We start from the raw sequence: 20,147 nt of genomic DNA on the forward strand, positions 1-20,147 counted from the left end.
CTTATCTCCGGGCGTTTATGTTGACCTCTCGGGTGCCTCAACCAGATGTTGGGGGGTGGGGCGGCGGGGCCCGCGCGGGGTGTGGGTGGGTCGCCCCGGCGCACGGAACATCGTGGGTCAGCGTATCCGGGCCGGCGGACATCCTTTGCCTGTTCGACGTGGTCATTCGGCCGAGGGCCGGCCCACGCTCAGGGCAACCCACACCGTCTTGCCGGGACCGCCGCGGCGGTCGGTGACGCCCCAGTCGTCGGCCAGGGAGGCGACGAGGAGAAGACCGCGGCCGGACTCCGAGTCCGGCTCCGCCGAGGAGACGATGACTGGCCGGCGTTCCGCGCGGGTGTCGGACACCTCCAGGCGCAGCCGCTCACCGACCGCCTCGACGGCCAGCCGGACGTGGAAGTCCCGGCCGGGCACGCGTCCGTGCCGGACGGCGTTGGCGCACAGCTCGGCCGTGATGAGAGTCAGCGTCTCGTTGACGTCGCCGCTGTAGGGGTGACCCCAGGAGTCCAGACAGTGCGCGACGAACAGCCGGGCCAGGCGCGCCCCTCGCGGGGTCGAGGTGAAGGCCATCGCGAACTCGGTGGGGGCCGTGGGAACGGGGGAGAGCGGCCGGTGCCGCTGTGGGGAAGGACTGCGCATGCCGCCAGCGTGGTGGCTGCTGCGGGCGTGTCACCAGCAGCGACGCCTGTACGGGAGTGCGCTGTACGGACTTCAGGGTGGTGTCGACCTCGGGGGAGGGGCTCGCGACACCCATCTCTCATGCCTCCTTGAGTAACGGCACGGTGTTTCTGGCGTGGTGGTGAACCGTACGGGGCCTTGTACAGGCGGGCGCCCTCACGGGAGGCGGCGTACCAGGAGGTCAGTCCCGAAGGCAGTGTTCTCGAAGCTCGGAGATGACGGCCTTCTCGCGCGCGTTGAGCTCACCGTCCACCGCGGCCACCCGATCGGCCACGTCGAGGAGGTCGCTCAGGTCCCCCGGCTCGGCGTCGATGCGCCGCCACACCTCTGCGCGGTCGATCTCGACAAGGCGCGCGAGCTGCTCGTCGACCACCTGGTGCTCGTCCCGCACCACCCTCACCAGGTGACGCATCAACAGCGCCTCGTCGTCGGAGATCTTTTGGTTCGCCCTGATGACGAGCCACGCGACCCACAGCATCAACTGCGGGTGCCGGCTCTCCTTGCTCAGACGCTCGGCGAGTTCGATCACCCGCGCGTCGTTCCGGAAGACGGCCCGTGCGTGCCGCCCCGCGAGCAGCGTCGTATAGCGGTTCAACACCGCCGCGAGCGGCACGCCGACCAGAGGGATACCGATCTTGATGACGTTGCGCTGCAGGAGATACTTCCCGACGACGGGGAGGCCCCTCGTGGCGCTCAGCACCGGTCCGGAATAGAAGCGCTTGACCAGCGGCCGCACCATGACCGGGACCGCCTTGACCGCGCCCTTGTGGACCGCTTCCCCACCCTTGATCGTGAAGGCCACACGAATGAGCTTCCACATGTCCTCGGGGTCGGACACGTCGAGCGGCACTTGGTAAAGGACTGAGACGTCGTAGGCCAGGCGGAGCTGGAGTCGAGTGATGAACGCGACGTCGACCATCATGGTCGCGACGGCGGCGGGAACGGTCGCCGGCGAGGCACCACCGAGGCTCCCGATGGTGGCGGCGACGGCCGCCGTGTAGGCCCCGGCGGAGAGCGCGCCTTCGAGCGCGGCGTACCGAGACGCCATCTTGATCCGCTGATCGACGATGGCATCCGGGGGTACGCCCTCGTACCGCTCCTGGAAGTACTGCCAGTCGACCTTCTGGGTGTAGGAGTTCATGGCCTGAGCGCTGAGCTTGGTGAACCAGTTGCCCGACTTGATGTCGTCCGCGCTCAGTCCCTTGACGAAGTCCTTCAGCTCGGCCCGCTCCTGCTCGACGATTCTTCGGGCGCCATCGTCATCCGCGTCGTTGTCGCCGGCGTCCATCGGAGCATCGGTCATGACGAGTTCCCCCCACGCGGGTTGAGTGAAAAGCCAGATGGCGAGGCTGAACGACCCCGCTGACGTCTCAGTACACTGCCTTGGTGAGCGGCGTATTGGCCGCTGAATATCCCCCGTTGAGCTGCGATTCTAGCGCGTTCACGCGGCTGGGGTGCGTGATTCGTTCGCCGTGAGGAACGCTTCCACCGCGGCAAACTGCGCTTCACGGGGGAGTAGTCACGAGCCGGCTCGGCATCGCAAACAGCACCGCGTCGGCGCCCTTCGTCGTCTCCCACGGCGCGAGTCTCCTGGAGATGCGGTCGGGATCGTTCCTGTAGCCCCGACGAAGCACGAAGGGGTCCGGTGAGTAGTCCAATCCGGCCTCCTGCTGCTGGCGGTGCCGCGCTTGGGTGTCTGTACAGACGGGCTCTGTACGTGAGGGTGAGGAGGAGTTCGTACGCGGTACGGGGGGAAGCGGGGCGAAGCGGTGGGAAGGATGCGGTGCGTATCTCTACTGTGAGCTGTGAGTGACGTAAGGGTGTGGTGCCGGTCGGTGCCACTGGGCGGGTGGGTGAGGTGAGATCACCGGTGACGGCTCATGGTGAGGGTGAGGCGGGCATCCTGCGGTGTTTCGGGCAGCAGTTGCGGCTGCTGCGGACGAGCAGGGGGCTGACGCGGGCGGAGTTGGGTGCGAAGCTCAGTTACGGCGAGGACATGGTCGCGTCGGTGGAGTTGGGGCGGCGGATTCCGAAGCCGGAGTTCATCGAGCGGGCGGATGCGGTGTTGGAGGCCGGCGGTCTGCTGACGGTGATGAAGGAGGAGGTGGCTCGGGCGCGGTATCCGTCGTTCTTTCGCGATGCGGCGAAGTTGGAGGCGGAGGCGGTTGAGCTGCATGTTTATGCCAACCAGGCCGTTCCGGGGTTGTTGCAGGTCGAGGAGTACGCGCGGGTGGTGTTCGAGATGTGGCGCCCCCTCCTGGATGAGGAGACCGTCAACCAGCGCGTAGCCGCCCGGTTGGCTCGACAGGAGATGTTCTCGCGCAGGACCATGCCGACGATCAGCTTCGTCATCGAGGAGAGCACCCTGTGTCGGCCGCTGGGCGGGAGTGCGGTGATGCGGGCACAGCTGGAGCAGATCCTCCTCTACGGCCAGCAGCGCAACGTTGAGATCCAGGTCATGCCGACCGACCGCCGCCAACATGCGGGGATGGGCGGACCGTTCACCTTGATGGAGACGGGTAAGGGGCAGAGGATCGCTTATGTGGAGGTGAACGAGCACAGCCACCTCTACAGTGATCGACCGGTGGTCCGGGGGTTCGAGGAACGGTACGGCATCCTGCGAGCACAGGGCCTCACGCCCTCGGAGTCACTGGCCTTCGTTCAGAAGCTGTTGGGAGATCTATGAACACGGAAAACGTAAGCCTCCAGCCCCGTTCGGAACTGGCGTGGTTCACGAGCAGCTACAGCAGCGGCGCGGGTGGCGAGTGCATTGAGGTTGCAATGGAGGCAGCCGCTGTTCACGTGCGTGACTCTAAGCGGGTAGCCCAAGGTGGGCCTGTGCTGAAGGTCAGCTCTGGGGCGTGGTCGGCCTTGCTCGGCGCTATGTGAGTTGGCCATTCCACGGTCGGTCGTGCGACGCAGACAGCGGCTCGCGAGGTCGGCGCTTCTCTCGTGAAGCGCCGACCTGCGCTATTTGGAGTGGTACTCAGTTCACGCGGCTCTCAGGCGGGGTCCAGCGGCCAGCGGCGATCTCTTTGTCCAAGCGAGCTTGGAAGTGCGCGTGCGCGGCGCGCATTTCGGCCTCGCGGTCTGCCTTGTAGAAGGGAGCGGTATAGCCGGCGGGGGGCTGAGTGGTCTCTGAGCTCTCCAGGTGGGCCAGCAGATCGATGTAGTCCTGTTTAGTCTGGCTGTGGCCGTAAGTATTGTGATTCGCGGAAATCTTTCGGCCGCGAGCGTCGAAATATGTAGCTGACTCGTAATCAAAGAGCACCGGGTAGCGGGACTTGTAAATCGCTACCAGCTGGTCGGCTGAAATTCCCAGCCAAACCGACACGAGGGCATCGATTTCTACAAGAGCTGCTCGGCGCTCATACTCTGTTCGAAGCGGAGTCTCGTACTCCCACGTGGGCTTGAGGTGGTCTGCTAGTGGCTTGAGGTGTGGCCAGTTTGAATTGGCCCAATTCTCGTAGGCGGGCCAGGAAGGATGAAAAAGATCCCCCCAGAGAGGGGTGTAGGCGCGGGTAAGGGTGTTCAGTCGCAGCGTCCGGAGAATGAGGGGGTGAGCGAGAGGATGGTCCGGCTGAGGAGCGGGCATTTTCCTGGATTCGCCTGCCATCAAATTGGCTCGACCTGTAATGCGCAGCAAGTAATCCAGCGGCAGCGAAGCCCAAAATCCAGCGTTCAAGACTGTGAGATAGTTGCTGGATAGTGCCATGGAGTGCACCCCATGAGTGTGGGCAGGGCCCGGAGGAATGAGAGCAGCGTGCAGACTCCGAGCACTGTTGAAGGCAATCATCACGCGCCATGCGAGCCGGAAGTACTCGGTATAGGGCTGGCCATCCCATTCGTCTTGAGCGGAACGATAGCTGACTACATCGGTGGCGCGGATGTAATTTGATCGAGGTATCTCATCTTTCGCAATTTGCTCAGAAGGGAGCGGTACCCAGTCGTTGTTGCTGCGGCAAGGGATTTTTGGTTGCTTTGAAAGGGGTGTTGCTCCCGCGAAGTGTGGCCCTTGCAGAATCAGTTCTGAGAGGCCATCGACTTCTTGATTACCCCAGCGGATCAACCCGTCTTTCTTGGCTGCAAGCTCGTGATAGCCGCTACTGATTTTCGGGTTGAAGTGAGTGAGGCGACTGTTGAAGGATCCAAGAGTTTCGATGGCCCCTTGCTCGTCGGCAGTTACGGGGGAAAGTAGCGCGGCTTGTGTATCCGGTGTTTTAGGGTCTCCCGCCAGCCGATTCCATGATGACAGGCGGGTTTCATCGACAGTCACAAGTCGACGAAGGTGTGGTCGAATATCCCATTTACCATCCTTTTTGAGTCCAGGTAGAGGTCCACGTCCGTCGTCGATTAGTGAATTAATGAGTGTGGTGGGGTCGAATAGCCAACTTACGTGTGTGAAGTTGACGTGGCCATCGGGGCCGTAGATGTGAAGGCTAAATGGTGTTGTGTCCCTGATTTCAGAGAAAACATGTAGGGCGTTCATGAAGTGTGCGTGTACGCGGAGTCGTTGATATGCGGCGGCGCGCAAGAGTCCTTCTCGCACGCCACTGAAATGGGTATCTGGATGGATGAGCCCAGTCATCCCGAGAGGACTGCTGTGGTCCCAGATTTGGCACATGAATGCTCGGTACAGGTCAGGCTGTGTTCCTACCAGCAGCGGGTATGCGGCGATGCTGCCCAGCATGGTCATGATGCCGCTGTTGGCTGACAATTCGCGCAGGAAGTAGCTGCGGGACTTCACCGACTCAAGCGTGTCATCCTTGCGGATCCGCCAGTGGCTGACGCTTGGTTTCTCTGCCAGCATGAACCACGGCTCCAGTTCGGCTAGAACTCCGTCTTCCTGCCACCGTGGCCGAACCCATGGCGGATTCCCCACCTGCAAGTCAAACCCGCCCCCTGCACCAAATACCTGTCCGAACTCCAACTCCCAGTGAAAGAATCCCTGCCGTTCAGCCACATCTCGAGCAACCCCAGCCCACGGATACCGCGACTCCAACGAGTAGAACCGCTCCATTCCCATCCACTCGGGCAACTCGTCCTCGTACCGCTCCAGTTCATCCAGCGTGTCGAACTGAGCCACCAGCGAATCCGCAGCCACATCCTGCGTACCCAGCAGCGACTCGGCGAAGTCCAGCCAGTCTTCCAGTGAGGCCAACGCAATTACTGGGCGGCGCTCACCACGGATCTGCTCCTTGCGGCTGCCGCCCCGCGCGCCCTTCGACTTGACCTCGACGACCTGAACGTCACCGAACAGGTCCTCCGACTCGTACGTCTCCCGCTCAGGCACCCCCGACTGAGCCGGAACCGGAGCCGCCGACACTGTCCATCCCGCCGACTGCGAAGCAACCTCCGCCGCCCGCACGTACGCCTCATGTGAACCATCCAGCAGCGCAGCCTCCTGCACCGGCCAGAACCACAGAGCGCACCACGCGTCCATCAACGTCTTCAGTCGCCAGTACGGGGTGTCGACCGCCTCCAGGTCCGCCTTGACCTTCTCCCTCGGCACCGCCACCTCAGGCGACCGCAGCCAGCCGTCCTCCGCGCCCCACACATCAACCCGCCGCGAGATCTCCCGCTCGGAGATCTCCAACCGCCGGACGACCAGCCCCCACAGATACTCAGCCCGCCGAGCCAGCCCCTGAAGCCGCTTCGTCTGCGTGGCGTTCGGCGACTTGGTGATCGCCTTCCGCCAAGCACCCAGCGCCTTCGCCTCCGCAGGAGCCAGCGCCTTGGCCTCCTTCTCGGACGCCACCGCGCCCCACTCCTTCGCCGGAAGCAGGAAGTGATGCACCGCCCCTTCAGGCAGCGCGGCCCCCGCCGCCGCCTCCGCCAACGGGAAGCGTTCCGGAGTCGTCCCCAGCCAGCCGCCCTTCTTGAGGCGCTCGGCCGAGTACACCTCCCTGCGCCCGCCGATCAACGAGTTGCCGCGCCGCAGATGCAGCCCGAACCACGGTGCCTCCATCCCCGGATGCATCGTGTTGAGCCACAGCGACACCTCCGCCAGCTCCACCGCCGTGTCGTTCAAGTCCACGCCGTAGGAGTTGTGCAGCGCGATGTACGCCTTGGCCTTCTGGAACTCGACCGCGTACTTCTCCGTGTCGATGGCGATGCCCAGCTCGTCCTGGCGGCGCCGCAGGTACTCCGCCGCGACCTGGTTGATCGCCTCGTTGAGGAACGCGCCCGAGCCGAGCGCCGGCTCGCAGATCTTCCAGTCGAGGAGTTCGCGCGCCTCCGTCACCGTGTCGTCCTGGTCCAGCCGGTGCTGCAAAGCCAGCTGCACCGTCACTCGAGTCAGCGACTCCGGCGTGTAGTAAGAGGCCGACGTCTGACGGTCACGCCCCGACAGGCGGTACACGAACGCACCCGGCGCATGCTGAACCCGCCGCTCCTCACCCGTGTCGTCGTCCTTCTGCCGGACGAACACCTCGTCGGGATACTCGTCGGCCTTGGTCGCCGGAACGAGCCACGAACCGTCCTTCGGGTCACCGTTCTTCGCGACCTCGTACAGCTCCTCGCCCGCGACGAAGCCCGAGTAGGACATCAGGCCCTCGTACACGGCCCCGAGCTGGTTAATGCCGAGCTGGGCGTAGGAGATGAAGCCGCCGCGCTCGCGCCTCTTGCCGCGCGTCAGCATCAGCAGCCGCAGCACCCGGTACAGCGTCTCGTTGCGCAGCCGCGTGTCGACGAACCGCTCCCCGCCGTCGCCCTCGGCCTCGCTGTCGACACGCGGGTCGGGAACGGAACGCGCACCGATCAGCCGGATCGCCTCCGGCTCGAACAGCTTGGAGTGCAGCGGCTCGAACCGCAGACCCACGTCCTCCGACATCTTCGCGGTCACGGTCTCCGACGACTCCGCGTCCACCCCGTGCGTCCGACGCGGCCGGTAGCCCTCCTGGACCTTGCTGAACAACAGGTCCAGCGACTCGTACAGGTAGAAGCCCTTGCGGGACTTCTCGTCGACGAGATCCCGCTCGGCGATCAACTCGCCCAACCGGCCCAGCCCGTACCCCATCTGGTACTCGGGGTAGTCCGACGGCAGGATGCCCAGCTCCGGGCGGGCCTCCGCGTACAACAGGAACAGGATCCGGTACAGATAGCGCAGCGACTCGCGTGTCAGCTGGCGTCCCAGCTCGGGAAGTTCCTTGACCTCCTCCGGACGGACGCCACCCTCCCGCACCCGGTCCAGCACCTCGTTGGCGATGAGCTCCACACTCAGCCGCAGCCCGTCCCGCAGCTCGCTGGAGACGCCCACCGCGTGCTTTGTCGACTTGTCGACGAGCCTGGCGAGGGGGTTCTCCCCGCCCTCCTCCGGCGTGCGCAGCGAGTCCGCGCCGAACAGGGCGGCCACCGTGTCGAGTTCGCCGCCCGCCTTGGTGTCGTTGCGCTCCAGGGACGCATCCAGCGACACCGCGAGGTAGCGGCCCTCGCCCCATGTCGCCCGGTCCGCGAGCACCACAACACCGCCGACCAGTAGCAGCACATAACGCGGCGCGTCCTCACACGCGAACAGGAAGGAGGCCAGCTTGGAGCCCGTGGCCACGGTGTGCTGACCGTCCAAGCGCAGCTCGTCCAGCAGACGTCCGGCACCGTCCGGATCAAGCGCGTCGTCCGGCTCCGCCGACCAGCCGCAGTCCAGGGCAACGAGATCCTTCTCCGCGTGCGCGACCGTCACCTCGTGGGACTGGTCGGCGCGGACGACGTTGAGCGTGCCGGGCTTGGCGTCGAAGCCGAGGGCGCGCAGTACCTCCGCATTCAGCGCACGGACCCGGTCGCGCCACTCGGGGGCGTCGTACGTCACGGCCTCGTCGCCGGTCGCAGCCCGCTCCTCGTCCATCGTGAAGTACGAGCGGGCCGCGAAGTAGGTACGGCGCAACGCACGCAGGCCCGCGCGCGGGGTGACCGGCAGCGCGCCCTCGGGGCGGTCGGGGCCGGCGGCGTCCTCTTCGCGCTGCTTCCATTCGGTGAGCAGGCCGGACTTGAGGTCCTTGGGCAGGACCTCGGCGAGGTAGTGCGCGGAGAAGTAGTCGCCGCGGTTGACCAGGGAGTCGAACGTCATCGTGAACCTCTGGGGTGATGGGTCAGGCGGCGGCGTGGGCCGGGGCGAGGACGGCGAGGACGCGGAGCATCGGACGGCCGGTGGTGAGGAGGGAGTCCGCGAGCGAGGCGAGACGGTCTCGGGTGGCGGTGGGCGCGGAACCGCCACCCACTGCCAGCGTCGGCTGCTCCCACGTGCCCAGGCGCGTCTTGTACTCCTCGATGGGCGCCCGCAACGGTTCGTCCCATGCTTCGCGGTGCTGCTCCAGGAACGCCTCCGCGGTGTCCAGGACGCCGGGAATCGCCTCGGCGAGGTGGTCCGTGTCGTGGGTGAGGCCCGGATTCGCCATCGTCGGGCCGACCTGGGCGCGGTGCAGCACCGCCACCATGTCGTCGTTGACGTCGCCGTCCGTGGTGACCGCCATCCACTTGACGACGGTCGGCCGGCCGAGGGCGTTGGAGTAGATGCCCTGCACGAGATACGTGGGTCGGGTCACGTCGGCGGTCAGGACCGGCGCCTCCTGGCGGTCCAGGCGGACCAGAACCTTGTCCGTGAGCCACTCCATGACCGGATGCAGATCGGTCAGCAGCGAGATGTCCGGCCAGCTGGACGTCGCCGAGGCGCGGGCGCGCGTCAGGCTGCTGTCGGCGAGGCGCCGGTTGAAGGTGACCTTCAGGCGGTCCCGCAGGCCCTGCTCGCGGACGTACTCCGGGGGCAGCGCCCTGAGACGGTGTACCAGGTCCGAGGGCGGGACGAAGGACAGCAGGCCGGTCTCGGGGTCGGTGGACAGGTCCAGCCGGTCGTGCGCGTCGGGGTACACCTCGCGCAGCGCCTCGTCGAGGAACTCGCGGGTCGAGCCGAACAGCCGGGGCACGTCCGCCCGGGGCACCGCCCCGCCGCCCTCGCCACCACCCGCGTCGGAGGGGGCGCCGGCGTCCTCCTCCGACTCGTCGCCCACCGCCCCGAAGAAGTCGGCGAGGAAGTCGTCCACGCCGTCGTCACCGCCGCCGGAACTCCGCTCGGCGTCCAGGGACTCGTCCACGCCACGGCCGCGCAGCAGATCCTGGATGAGGGACTTCTCCTCGGCCTCCGCCCGGTAGAGGCCGGACACCGCCTCCGCCGTGCCCAGTGACTGGTGGGCCTGCGCCTCGCGCTCCAGCAGGCGTTCGGAGACGAGCGTGTCGTCCTTGGCGCCTTCCACGGCACTGGTCAGGATCAGTGCCCGGAACTGCGGCTGGTGCGGCTGCCCGTAGCGGTCGATGCGGCCGTTGCGCTGCTCGATGCGGATGAGCGACCAGGGCACGTCGTAGTGGACGAGCTGGTGGCACTGGCGGTGCAGGTTGACGCCCTCGGAGGCGACGTCGCCCGTGAAGAGGATGCGTACTGGCGTGTCCGCGAGGCCGAAGTCCTCCACGCACTGCATCTGCTGCTCGTCGGACAGGCCACCGTGCATGACCCGGGCCGCCTGCTGAGCGGCCTTGCCCTTGAAGCCGAGGGCGACCGGCATGGTCCGCGCGAGCCACTCCAGGGTCTGCACCCGCTCGGAGAAGACCACGACCCGGGTGTCGGACTTCGGCCCGACCCCGATCTCCCGCAACTGCTCCAGCAGCGCCCCGAACTTGCCCGAGTCTGCCTCCGCCATCCCCGACGCCAGCTCGAGCAACCGGTGCAGGGCCGCGCGCTCGGCGGCCGTCGACTCCGGGGCGTTCTTCTTCTCCAGGGTCTTGATGCGCGTACCGACCGTGGCCTTGAGTGCCGTATGAGAGGAGAGGAAGGACTTCAGCAGCGTGTACGGGAACAGGGGGACGTCGCTCACCGACTTCGAACCGTCGGCCGGCAGCCACACCGCCGCGAGCTCCTCGAAGACCTTCTCCTCGGCGGGCGTGGCCGTCACCCGGATCGAACGGGACGGGCCGCGGTCCGCCCACTGGCCCTTCATCTGCTCCCGCACCTCGGGGCTGACCTTCGTACGCCGGATGAACAGGTGCTTGATGTCGTCGGCGCGGTAGTGCTCCGGGTCGCGGATCGCGGCCGGGTCGAGCAGGGAGATCAGCTCGGCGAAGGAGCGGGCGTCGCCGTTGTGCGGGGTCGCCGAGGCCAGCAGCAGGGCGTCCGTGTGCGGGGCGAGGGTGCGGGCCAGCTGGTTGCGCAGGGAGCCCTTGTTGATGAGGTTGTGCGACTCGTCGATGACGACCGCGTCCCAGGTGATCCGCTCCAGATGATGCTTGTACTGGTCGGTGTTCTTCAGGGTGTCGATGGAGACGATGACCCGCTTGAAGTACGTGAACGGGTTGCGGCCCGCCGGGATCTCCCGCTGGATCCGCTCGATGCCCACCGAGTCCAGACGCACGAGCGGGATCGCGAACCGTGTCCACAGTTCGTGCTGGAACTGCTCCAGGACGTGTTGCGGGGTGACGACCAGGATGCGCTCGCCCCGGCCCCGGCGGATCAGCTCGGCGAGAGTGAGGCCGATCTCCAGCGTCTTGCCGAGACCGACGACGTCCGCGATCAGCAGGCGCGGGCGCAGGTTGCGGCCCGACAGGGCGAGCTGGGCGGGGCGTTGCTGGTAGGGGAGGGCGTCCAGGAGGAAGGAGTCGGCGAGGGCCAGGCCGCGCTCGGCCTGCGGCAGCGGGGTCTTGCGCAGGACCGCTTCCAGGAACAGGCGCGAGCGGCGGAAGTTCGGGGAGTCGTCCCGTACCAGGCGGGTCCGCCTGGGGTCGAGCAGCTCGATCCGGTCGAGGCCGGTGAAGAACACCGCCTCCTGGTCGCGCACGAAGTCCGACGCGCCCACCGCCTCGATCCGGGCGCCGTCGTGCTCGGTCCGCGTCGCGTTGCGCACCAGCCACACCTCGTCCCGTACGAGGATCTGGGCGCCCGGCGGGAACTGGGCGTCCTCGTCGCTCGTCGCGGGAGCGGTGCTCAAATCGGCGGTCACGCGGGTGCCTCCTGGGAGTTCATGTCGTTGGGGTGGATGCGTGGTGGGGCGGGCGGGCGAGCTGTGCGGGCTCGGCAGGGCTGCGGAACGTGTAGGCGGGGAGAGGGCGTGGGACCCGGCCCCGCCGACCTGCCGCAGGCCTCAGAACGGAGCCGTCGCCGCGTACGCGGTACGCAGGCGCTCCGCTGTCCTGCGGGCCTGTACGGAGTGCCGCAGTGTGTGCGTTCCTGCCGTCGGCCGCCTGGAGTCCGTGGGCGGGCGGTTCGATGCCGGCCGTCCATGGCGGGAGCCGTCGGACGGGTCCAGCCGGGTGGGAGGCTCAGGGCTGGGCGTTTCCTTGGCCGACGGGCCGGGGGCGACCAGGGTGGGGGAGTGGGCCGGTTCCTCGATCGGTGCCGGAGTGTCCAGGTCGACCGGGGTGATCTCCGTACCGGAGGGGTCACTCGCGGGGGCCGGCCACAGGACGGTGGGGGAGTGGGGGGCGACGGACGTCGACCTGTGCCGTTGCTCCGCCGTGTGGGCGGTGAGCCTGCGACGCGCCTGGGCGATCTTCATGCCCTGTGCCTCGATCACCGAGCGGCACTGCTGCACCACGTCGGTCAGCGAGGGCCGGGTCTCGGCGTCGTGGGCGAGCATGCCGCTCAGCAGAGGTACCAGTTCGCCCGGCGTACCGGACAGGTCCGGGGCTGTGCCAGGGTCGGTGACCAGGTGGAACACCATGTACGGGGTCGCCGCCTCGTGCGGATAGTGGCCGGTCGCGGCGAAGAGCAGCAGCGCGCCGAGTGCGTACACGTCCACGGCCGCCGTGAGCGGCTTCACGCCGGCCGCCTGTTCCGGGGCCATGCAGATCGGGGTACCGACGACCTGGTGGGGTGCGGTGAGCGAGACGCTCGACTCGGTGAAGGCGGCCAGGCCGAAGTCGATGATCTTCGGACCGTTGGGACCGAGCAGGACGTTGGCCGGCTTCAGGTCTCGGTGGAGGAGGCCCTGTGTGTGCACGGCCGACAGCGCCTCGGCGAGGATGGCGCCGAGCGCGGCGGTGAGGACGGGCGGGAGCGGTCCGTGGGTCTTGACGTGCCGCGCGAGGTCGGGACCGTCGACGTACTCGGTGGCCAGCCACGGCTGTTCCGCCTCCGCGTCCGCTCCCAGGAACGCCGCCATGCGCGGACCCCAGATCGTCTTGAGCACCTCGATCTCCTGCGCGAACCGCAGGCGCGACTCGGAGTCCACGACGGAGGGTTTGATCACCTTCACCGCGGCGGGCTCCCCGCCGAGCGACTCACCCAGGAAGACCTGGCCCATGCCTCCATGGCCGATCCGGCCCAGGAGCTCGAAGTCGCCCAGCTCGAGCGGGTCCTCGGGATTCAGGGGCGTGATCTGCACGTGTGTCCTCGAAATTCGGTCATGGCGAGCGTCTGATCAGCAGCGATGCGCGCCTGGAGACACGGTAGTGGAAGTGACGGGCATCCGGAACGCGTATCGCGGAATGGAGATATCAACCTCCGTGAGTGAAGAAGTTGTGGAGGGTTGGGTTCTGTAGGGGAGCGGATGTGCATGTGTCTGCGTGGCGGCGGCAACGGACTTGTGCCCTAGTGGGAGGAATTGTCCTTCCGGTTGCCTGGGGTCGCGCTCCCGGACGGAAGCAGCTGTCCTCCCGTCAGCCCGCCCGCGAGCAAGCGTGCCGTCTCCTCCGCCAGCCGTGTCGCCCGCCCGGCCTCCTGCCGCAACTCGTGCACCCGCCGGAACGCCTCCCCGTACCGCCTCTGCTCCTCCAACGGCAGTAGCGGCACGCGCAGCCGCCCCGGGCTGACGTTGAGCGCCGTGCTTCCCGTCGAGGCGCCCGCGATGTTGTCGTCCGCTCCCAGGAACCCGGCCAGGAACCAGGGGTCCAGGCGGGCCGGGTCCGCCCGGAACAGGTGGACCTGTGTGCCGAGCAGCGCGCCGGCCTCCTCCTCGCCCGCCACCCGGACCATCGGCCCGCTCCCGCCCGCGATGCCGCGTACGAGCACGTCACCGGCTGCGATCTCCGGAGCCGAGCCGCCGCCCCCCAGCTTCACCGCATTACCCGTCGGGCCGGAACCGCTCGCGATGTCCGACCCGGTGAGAACGGGCCGGGCCTCGACGTCAGCACCCGTACCGTCCGTACCCCTGGAGCCCTCACCGTCGCCACGCCCCCGCGCCGCCTCCGGAACCGTCCGCAGCAGCGTCAGCGCACCGCCACGCGCGAGGTCCGACGCCGTCGCCGTACGCCACTCGCGTGCCGTCCCCTCGGCCGTACCCCACCCCTCGTAACCGGCGGCCCGGACGAGAGACTTGGCGGCCCGCACCAGGTTCCGGCGCGTGGCGTCCACCTCGGCGGACAGTTCGGCCGGGTCGGCCCCCGCGCGCGATGCCCGTACGAGTCGGGCCGGGGTCAGGTCCACCACCTCGTCGAGCAGGTCGACGACCCCCACCGCGCGGGCCAGCCCGGGCTCGCCCTCGAACGTGTCCGGGTTCTCCACGAACGCCTGCCACGCCCCCATCACCCGGCCACGGATCTCGGCCCAGTCCAGGGCGGCGGAACGGCCGCCACCCCGCGCTCGGTTGCCGGCCGTCGCTCCGCCACTGTCCTCGGAGGTCTCCGCCGCGTCGACGAAGAGCACGGACTTCCTCTCGGCGCCCCCCGGCTCCGGCCGTTGCAGCACCCAGACCTGCAGGCCCACGTGTAGCGGCATCGCCGCGCCGACCGGCAGTGCCACGACCGCGCGCAGGGCGCCGCTGCGTACCAGCTCCGCCCGCACACGCCGCCCCGACGCGCGTCCGGCCGTGGCCGGGGGGAGAAGCATGACCGCGTATCCGCCCGGCGTCAGGTGGGCGAGCGCATGCTGCACCCAGGCCAGCTCCGACTCGGCGCGAGCCGGGACGCCGTACGCCCATCGAGGGTCGTAGGCGAGTTCGTCGTGGCCCCAGTCCCGAATGCCGTACGGCGGGTTGCACAGCACCGCTTCGGCGAGCAGATCCGGGAAGGCGTCCGCGCGGAGGCTGTCGGCGGAGCGGATGGTGACCTCGGCCGTCGGTGCGGCGAGCGCCAGGCTCACGGCGCTGCGGCGGGCCTGGACGGGCAGCAGTTCCTGGCCGTACAGCTCGCCCGTGCCTCGCCGGGCCGCGGCGGCGAGCAGGGAACCGCTGCCGCAGGCCGGGTCCAGGACGCGGGCCGGAGTGCCGGGGACCAGTTCGGCGAGGAGATCGGTCAGTGGCTCGGGCGTCCGGTAGGCGCCGCTCGCCGCACTGTCCTCCAGTTCCCACTCCGCGAGTACGGCCAGGGTGACCTGGCCGCCTTCCTCACATACGCACGCGTACAGCGCGCGGAGGACGGGGGCGTCCTCGGTCGAGAAACGGACCGGGCTCGCCCCGCTGTCGGGGACGGCGTCGGCGACGGACGCCCTGTCACGCTCGGCCCGGGACGCGAGGTCCGCGTCCGAGAGGGCGACGATGGCGCGGACCTCGCCGGGGGAGTGGCGGGCCGCCGCGAGGACGAGGAGCAGCAGCTCGGTCGAGTCCCCGCCCGCACCACTACCGCCGCGGCCGTGCAGGCGGAGCATCGTCCGCAGTTCCTCGGCCGGGTTGGCGGCAGAGGCGTGTCCGCGTGTGGCCAGCCAGGCGCGTACGGCCTCCAAGTCGTACAGCGGGCTGCTCTCCGTCCCTCCGGACGGCTCGGGGAAGTCGTCGTGCCGGCGGCGCCAGTTGCTGACGGTGGCGCGCGTGACTCCGGCGATGCGGGAGATCTCAGCGGCGGTCACCTGTGCGGTGGGCTGCTGGGGCATGGCGGTTCCTGAACCTCTCGGTAGCGGACGGTCAACAACGTACAGCGTCCGTCAAGTCTGTCTACGTGATTGACGGCGCTTTCATTGCTGTGCTTTTCTCTTAGTGCTTCCGATTGGAAGCCCGGCCCGGCGCAGTCATGTGCCTCGCCTGTCCGACCACTCCGGGGGGAGTCCCATGCGCCTGACCATGCCGACAGCCGTCGTCGAAGGCACCCAGCTCACTGTGATGCCGTTCCGCGACGATGCCGTCGTCGGGACGATGGCCGTACCGGCGCTCGTGCAGATGGTGCCGTCGCCGCGTGCCGAGGAGGACCCGAGGAGGCTGAAGGCGGCGTCGGGTCTGGTGCGCCGGCACGCCGAACTGCGGGCGACCGTGCAACGCACGCTGAAGTCCTCGCAGAAGGGCAAGAACGTCGGCCCGTACGCCGACTACATCGCCGCCGGCCTCAAGGGCGAACTCGGCGCCGCCTGGTCCACGCCGCCCATTACGCTGTGGCACGCCGGGCCGCTCGCCGCGCTCAGCGACGAACTCGTCCCCGGCACCGGCCTGCGGACCCTCACCGTCGCGCCGGGCACGATGGTCGTCGCCATCGACGGCGAGACGCAGACCACCGCCTGGCACGACCTCTACGACGACCCCGAGACGTACGGCCTGACGTATCCGGGACTCGCACAGGTGCGGATCCCCTTTGAGCTGTACGTCGGCCTGGCCCCGGCGGACGCACGGCAGATCTTCTACGACCGCAACGTGCAGGGCGTCGCCGTGGCGAAGAACCTCGCCATGTCCATGGACCAGAGGGACTTCGGGACCCGCCTGGCGCACATGGTCGCCGACTCCGTGCGGGTCGACGTCGACGGGCAGCGGGTGCCGTTCGCCCGGCTCGTCAACGTCAGCAAGCGGCAGCTCTCGGCCGGGGACCGTGAGGTCGTCACCCTGTCCGCGCTGCGCGCACTCGTCGTCACCACGCTCTACGGGCGGGGCGGGCTCGCGCGTTCTGCCGAGTCCGTGCACGAGGACGAGCTGCCGGCGGGCGTCCGGCCCGAACAGGTGGAAGCCGCCGTCGTGCCCGTCCTCGGCGAGCTGATCGTCCGCCACGCCCGCGACTTCACCGAGCGCAGCGCCATCACCGCGCCCGCCGTCCTCGCGGGGCTCGGCATCGCGGTCCACCCCACCATGCCGTGGAGTGAGTCGGGGTCGGTGTTCCGCACCGACGACCTGCTGCGCCTTCTCGACGGCGTCCGCTGGGAGCGCGAGGCGAAGTACTGGGACGGAGTCGCCGCGAAGACCGGGGCGTCCGGTCGCCTGAACTTCAGCGGCGGGGTCAAGGACTCCGGCGGTCGCGTCGCCGACGCGATCCTCTACCCGGCGACCGAGACGGGGCGCCGGATCCGAGGTCTGTGAGCCGCCCCGAGCGACGCCGTAGCAAGGAACCCCTCAACGGCAAGACGTGGGCGGCGCGCCGGACCATCAAGGCCACCGGCAGCCCACGCTCGCGCCCAGGAAGCCTACGAAGTGGAGCACCTCATGACCCACCAACAGCCCGTCCCCGAGCCCGGTTCCGAGAGAGCCGGTGCCGCTCAGCAGGGTCCCGGACCGTACGGCGGCGGCCAGGGCACGTTCCCGCCCGTACCGCCGGTGCCGCCGCACGGCCCGGCCGGGCGACCCGACCCACGCCGCAGGACATGGCTGAGGTACGGCGCCGTCACCGTCGTCGCCCTCTTCGTCGGAGTCGGCATCGGTGCGAGCGGCGACACGGGCGGCGAGGCCAAGGCGAGCACCGACGCGAAGGCCGCCCCTCACCCGACGGTCACCGTCACCGAGACGGCACCGGCCGCCGAGGCCGAACCCGCCCCCACGGTGACCGAGACCGTCAAGGAGACGGTGACCGCCAAGCCGAAGAAGACCGAGGAGCCGGGGCCGGCGACCACCTTCTCGGGAGACGGCGAGTACCTCGTCGGCGAGGACATCAAGGCCGGCACGTACAAGACGGCCGGGCCCGAGGGCGAGTGGGGCTGCTACTGGGAGCGGGCCAAGGACGCCAGCGGCGAATTCGGCTCGATCATCGCCAACAACAACCTGGAAGGCACTGGCCGGGTAACCCTCAACAACGGCGAGTACTTCAAGACCAACCGGTGCCAGGAGTGGAAGCGGGTCGGCTGAGCGGGGTGGCCGGGGCACGAGGCGGTGCGCCCTCAAATGTGACGGACTCGTGCACAACCGGGACCGACCCTGCGAAGTCGAAGATGACGTGCCGCCCGCCGAAGTGCGGACCGACACCGGGAAGTTGGTCGCGTCCACGTGGCATGTGCGGGTGGGCACATGCGACTGGTGGGTGGTCGTCGGTCTCGGCAACGCGCTCGTCACGGTCATCGGTGTGGACCCGTGGCGCCAGGAACAAGGCGAAAGCAATGTTACCGACGGCACCCTGTACGCGTTCGTCGGCGGCGTCAACGAGCACCTCATGCGTGCCGAAGTGGCGCACTGACGAGGGCGCTGATCAGGCGGGATTCCACTAATGCGTACCATGTGCAAGTGCGCAGCGATGACTACAGCATCAGGACAGCAACCCCCGCCGACCTGGACGCCGCCCGAGCCGTCATGCTCGACACCGTCTACCGGGACTTCGGCACCGGGTATGTCCCGCGCTGGCACGGTGACGTCATCGACCTGGCCGGGGCGTACGTGACCCCTGACCGGCACACGCTCCTCGTCGCCGTGGACGCGGAGGGCGCGGTCGTGGCCACCGGCGCCCTCGACTCCCGGGGCCCCGCGCACCCCCCGAACCCCGCGCATGTCGCCGAGCGCTACCCCTCCGGCGTGACCGCGCAGCTGCGGCGGGTGTACGTGCGGCCCGAGCATCGTCGGCGTCGGCTGGCGCGTCGACTTGTCGATGAGTTGCTGGCGTTCGCCGCCGCCGACGGGTGGTATCGGGCCGTGTATCTGCACACCGACCCCGCCGTCACCGGGGCCGAGCCGTTCTGGCGGTCGCTGGCCAAGGTCGTGCACGACGAGCGGGAGGATGCGGGGGGTGGGCAGGGGATCGTGCACTTCGATGTTCCGCTGGCCGGGCTGGCCGGGGTGAGGGAGGTGTGAAAATCGTTTTCAGGTAGTCTCCAGTTCGCTTCCGCGTGCCCGCCTTCCGCCTCCCCGCCCCCCGAACCTGATCGATCCGAGGACCATGCGCTCCCACCGCCGCCCCCGGCTGCTCGCTCCGCTCCTGCTCGTCCCGCTGATATCCAGCTGCTTCGCCTCCGGAGGCGGCGACGACTCCGGGTCCGGCGGCGGGAAGGACGGTGACGGCGCCCGTCTCCGCGTCGCGCTCGCCTTCCCGCCCGCCGAGAACCTGTCCCCCTACGGCGCCGACGCCACCCTCCTCAGCCGGCTCGGCGTGACCGAGGGGCTCACCGCGCTGGACGCCAACGGCTCCGCCGCTCCCGCGCTCGCCGAGTCCTGGCGCAGGGACGGGGACAAGGCATGGGAGTTCACCCTTCGGGATGCCACCTTCCAGGACGGGACCGACGTCACCCCCGCCGCCGTCGCCGACTCCCTCGCCAAGGCCACCGACGCCAAGCCCGCCCCCGCCGCCCTCGCCGGTGTCACCCTCACCGCCAAGGGGAGCGGTGAGCGGGTCGTGCGGATCACCACCGACGAGCCCGATCCCGTACTGCCGCTGCGGCTTTCCAGCCCCAGCCTCGCCGTCCTGTCCAAGGACGCGTACGAGAAGAGCGGCCGCGTCGATGCCGTCGGCCACGCCACCGGGCCCTTCGAGCTGACCAAGGTGAACGGCGCCACCTCCGCCTCCCTCGACCGGTTCGACGACTACTGGGGCGGGCGCGCCCAGGCCTCCGGTATCGACGCCCGTTTCATCGCCGACGGCACCGCCCGTGCCAACGCCCTGCGGACCGGCGAGCTGGACATCGCCGAGGCCGTCCCGGTCGCGCAGGCCGCCTCCCTCGACAAGGACACCCGGCGCGACACCGCCACCACCCGGACCACCAGCCTCCTGTTCAACGCTTCGTCCGGCCCCTTCAAGGACGCCGGGCTCCGGGCCGCCGCCCGGGGTGCTCTCGACACCTCCGTGTTCGCCAAGGACGTCTACGAGGGGTACGGCGACCCCGGTGCCGGCGTCTACGGGCCCGCCGTGACCTGGGCCGAGGGCAAGCGGACCGAGCCTGTCGGAAGGGCGGACGCCAAGAAGCCGGCCGGCGAGACCATCAACCTCGCCACCTACGACAACCGGCCCGAGCTGCCCGAGGTCGCCCAGGTCGTCAAGCAGCAGCTGGAGAAGGCCGGGTTCAAGGTCGAGCTCACCGTGCGGGAGTACTCGCGGCTCGAAGCCGACGCCCTCGACGGGAAGTTCGACGCCTTCGTGCTCGCCCGCAACACCCTGCTCGACACCGGTGACCCCGTCGCCGTCCTGGCGAGTGACTACACCTGCGACGGCGGTTACAACATCGCCCAGCTCTGCGACAAGGGCGTCGACCGCGCCGTCGCCGACGCCGAGAAGATCGCCGACACCGCGAAGCGGCAGGACGCCGCCATGGCCGCCGAGGCGCGCATCCTCGGCAGCGACGCCGTCGTGCCGCTCGTGCACCAGCGGATCATCACCGGCGTCGCCGACTCCGTACAGGGCGTGATCCTCGACCCGTACGAGCGCACCCTCGTCGGCACCGGCACCCGGCGCTGAAC

The 20,147-nt window shown here is 68.8% G+C and carries 13 protein-coding genes; 7 read left to right on the forward strand and 6 right to left on the reverse strand.

The window, feature by feature from the left end; translation table 11 throughout:
* Nucleotides 1–162: 162 nt before the first annotated feature.
* Together ACFWR9_RS01360 and ACFWR9_RS01365 are read right to left on the reverse strand one after the other, a co-directional pair.
* The gene (locus tag ACFWR9_RS01360) at nucleotides 163–639 is read right to left on the reverse strand and encodes an ATP-binding protein (protein ID WP_383833670.1); all 477 of its coding nucleotides are present in this window, start codon (nucleotides 637–639) and stop codon (nucleotides 163–165) included.
* A 220-nt stretch (nucleotides 640–859) separates the two neighbouring features.
* Nucleotides 860–1,981, reverse strand: coding sequence for a hypothetical protein (locus tag ACFWR9_RS01365; RefSeq protein WP_383833673.1), 1,122 nt, complete (start codon nucleotides 1,979–1,981; stop codon nucleotides 860–862).
* 567 nt (nucleotides 1,982–2,548) lie between these two features.
* Between ACFWR9_RS01365 and ACFWR9_RS01370 the strand changes: the two genes are divergently transcribed.
* Together ACFWR9_RS01370 and ACFWR9_RS01375 are read left to right on the forward strand one after the other, a co-directional pair.
* Entirely contained in the window at nucleotides 2,549–3,364 is an 816-nt protein-coding gene (locus tag ACFWR9_RS01370) for a Scr1 family TA system antitoxin-like transcriptional regulator (protein ID WP_383833676.1), read from the forward strand.
* On the forward strand, nucleotides 3,361–3,567 hold the full coding sequence (locus tag ACFWR9_RS01375; RefSeq protein WP_383833679.1) for a DUF397 domain-containing protein: 207 nt from the start codon (nucleotides 3,361–3,363) through the stop codon (nucleotides 3,565–3,567). The genes ACFWR9_RS01370 and ACFWR9_RS01375 overlap by 4 nt, the downstream gene beginning before the upstream one ends.
* A gap of 97 nt (nucleotides 3,568–3,664) precedes the next feature.
* Here ACFWR9_RS01375 and ACFWR9_RS01380 read toward each other — a convergent pair whose 3' ends face one another.
* From ACFWR9_RS01380 to ACFWR9_RS01395, 4 genes are all read right to left on the reverse strand, one after another.
* Nucleotides 3,665–8,740, reverse strand: a complete 5,076-nt coding sequence (locus ACFWR9_RS01380; RefSeq protein WP_383833682.1) for a class I SAM-dependent DNA methyltransferase — start codon at nucleotides 8,738–8,740, stop codon at nucleotides 3,665–3,667.
* A gap of 22 nt (nucleotides 8,741–8,762) precedes the next feature.
* Nucleotides 8,763–11,654 carry a DEAD/DEAH box helicase gene (locus ACFWR9_RS01385; RefSeq protein WP_383833685.1) on the reverse strand — a complete coding sequence of 964 codons (2,892 nt, stop codon included), beginning with the start codon at nucleotides 11,652–11,654 and terminating at the stop codon, nucleotides 8,763–8,765.
* A 141-nt stretch (nucleotides 11,655–11,795) separates the two neighbouring features.
* Nucleotides 11,796–13,037, reverse strand: coding sequence for a protein kinase (locus ACFWR9_RS01390; RefSeq protein ID WP_383833688.1), 1,242 nt, complete (start codon nucleotides 13,035–13,037; stop codon nucleotides 11,796–11,798).
* 206 nt (nucleotides 13,038–13,243) lie between these two features.
* Nucleotides 13,244–15,457, reverse strand: a complete 2,214-nt coding sequence (locus tag ACFWR9_RS01395) for an N-6 DNA methylase (protein WP_383833691.1) — start codon at nucleotides 15,455–15,457, stop codon at nucleotides 13,244–13,246.
* Nucleotides 15,458–15,632: 175 nt separating this feature from the next.
* Here ACFWR9_RS01395 and ACFWR9_RS01400 point away from each other — a divergent pair, with 175 nt between their 5' ends.
* The 5 genes from ACFWR9_RS01400 to ACFWR9_RS01420 all read left to right on the forward strand — a co-directional run bounded on the left by ACFWR9_RS01400 (nucleotide 15,633) and on the right by ACFWR9_RS01420 (nucleotide 20,145).
* On the forward strand, nucleotides 15,633–16,859 hold the full coding sequence (locus ACFWR9_RS01400) for a hypothetical protein (RefSeq protein WP_383833694.1): 1,227 nt from the start codon (nucleotides 15,633–15,635) through the stop codon (nucleotides 16,857–16,859).
* Between the two features lie 123 nt (nucleotides 16,860–16,982).
* A complete protein-coding gene (locus ACFWR9_RS01405; protein ID WP_383833697.1) occupies nucleotides 16,983–17,618 on the forward strand; it encodes a hypothetical protein in 636 nt (211 codons plus the stop codon).
* Nucleotides 17,619–17,667: 49 nt separating this feature from the next.
* Nucleotides 17,668–17,943, forward strand: coding sequence for a hypothetical protein (locus tag ACFWR9_RS01410; protein WP_383833700.1), 276 nt, complete (start codon nucleotides 17,668–17,670; stop codon nucleotides 17,941–17,943).
* 47 nt (nucleotides 17,944–17,990) lie between these two features.
* A complete protein-coding gene (locus tag ACFWR9_RS01415; protein ID WP_383833703.1) occupies nucleotides 17,991–18,551 on the forward strand; it encodes a GNAT family N-acetyltransferase in 561 nt (186 codons plus the stop codon).
* An 85-nt stretch (nucleotides 18,552–18,636) separates the two neighbouring features.
* Nucleotides 18,637–20,145: an ABC transporter substrate-binding protein gene (locus tag ACFWR9_RS01420; RefSeq protein ID WP_383833706.1), complete on the forward strand. Its 1,509-nt coding sequence runs from the start codon at nucleotides 18,637–18,639 to the stop codon at nucleotides 20,143–20,145.
* Nucleotides 20,146–20,147 lie beyond the last annotated feature (2 nt).

This window comes from Streptomyces sp. NPDC058534, from assembly GCF_042717365.1.
Classification (GTDB): domain Bacteria; phylum Actinomycetota; class Actinomycetes; order Streptomycetales; family Streptomycetaceae; genus Streptomyces.

Coding starts and splice junctions, on each gene's coding strand:
- ACFWR9_RS01380 (WP_383833682.1), bottom strand. CDS start 8,740: ATGACGTTCGACTCCCTGGTCAACCGCGGCGACTACTTCTCCGCGCAC.
- ACFWR9_RS01395 (WP_383833691.1), bottom strand. CDS start 15,457: ATGCCCCAGCAGCCCACCGCACAGGTGACCGCCGCTGAGATCTCCCGC.
- ACFWR9_RS01365 (WP_383833673.1), bottom strand. CDS start 1,981: ATGACCGATGCTCCGATGGACGCCGGCGACAACGACGCGGATGACGAT.
- ACFWR9_RS01375 (WP_383833679.1), top strand. CDS start 3,361: ATGAACACGGAAAACGTAAGCCTCCAGCCCCGTTCGGAACTGGCGTGG.
- ACFWR9_RS01360 (WP_383833670.1), bottom strand. CDS start 639: ATGCGCAGTCCTTCCCCACAGCGGCACCGGCCGCTCTCCCCCGTTCCC.
- ACFWR9_RS01405 (WP_383833697.1), top strand. CDS start 16,983: ATGACCCACCAACAGCCCGTCCCCGAGCCCGGTTCCGAGAGAGCCGGT.
- ACFWR9_RS01400 (WP_383833694.1), top strand. CDS start 15,633: ATGCGCCTGACCATGCCGACAGCCGTCGTCGAAGGCACCCAGCTCACT.
- ACFWR9_RS01420 (WP_383833706.1), top strand. CDS start 18,637: ATGCGCTCCCACCGCCGCCCCCGGCTGCTCGCTCCGCTCCTGCTCGTC.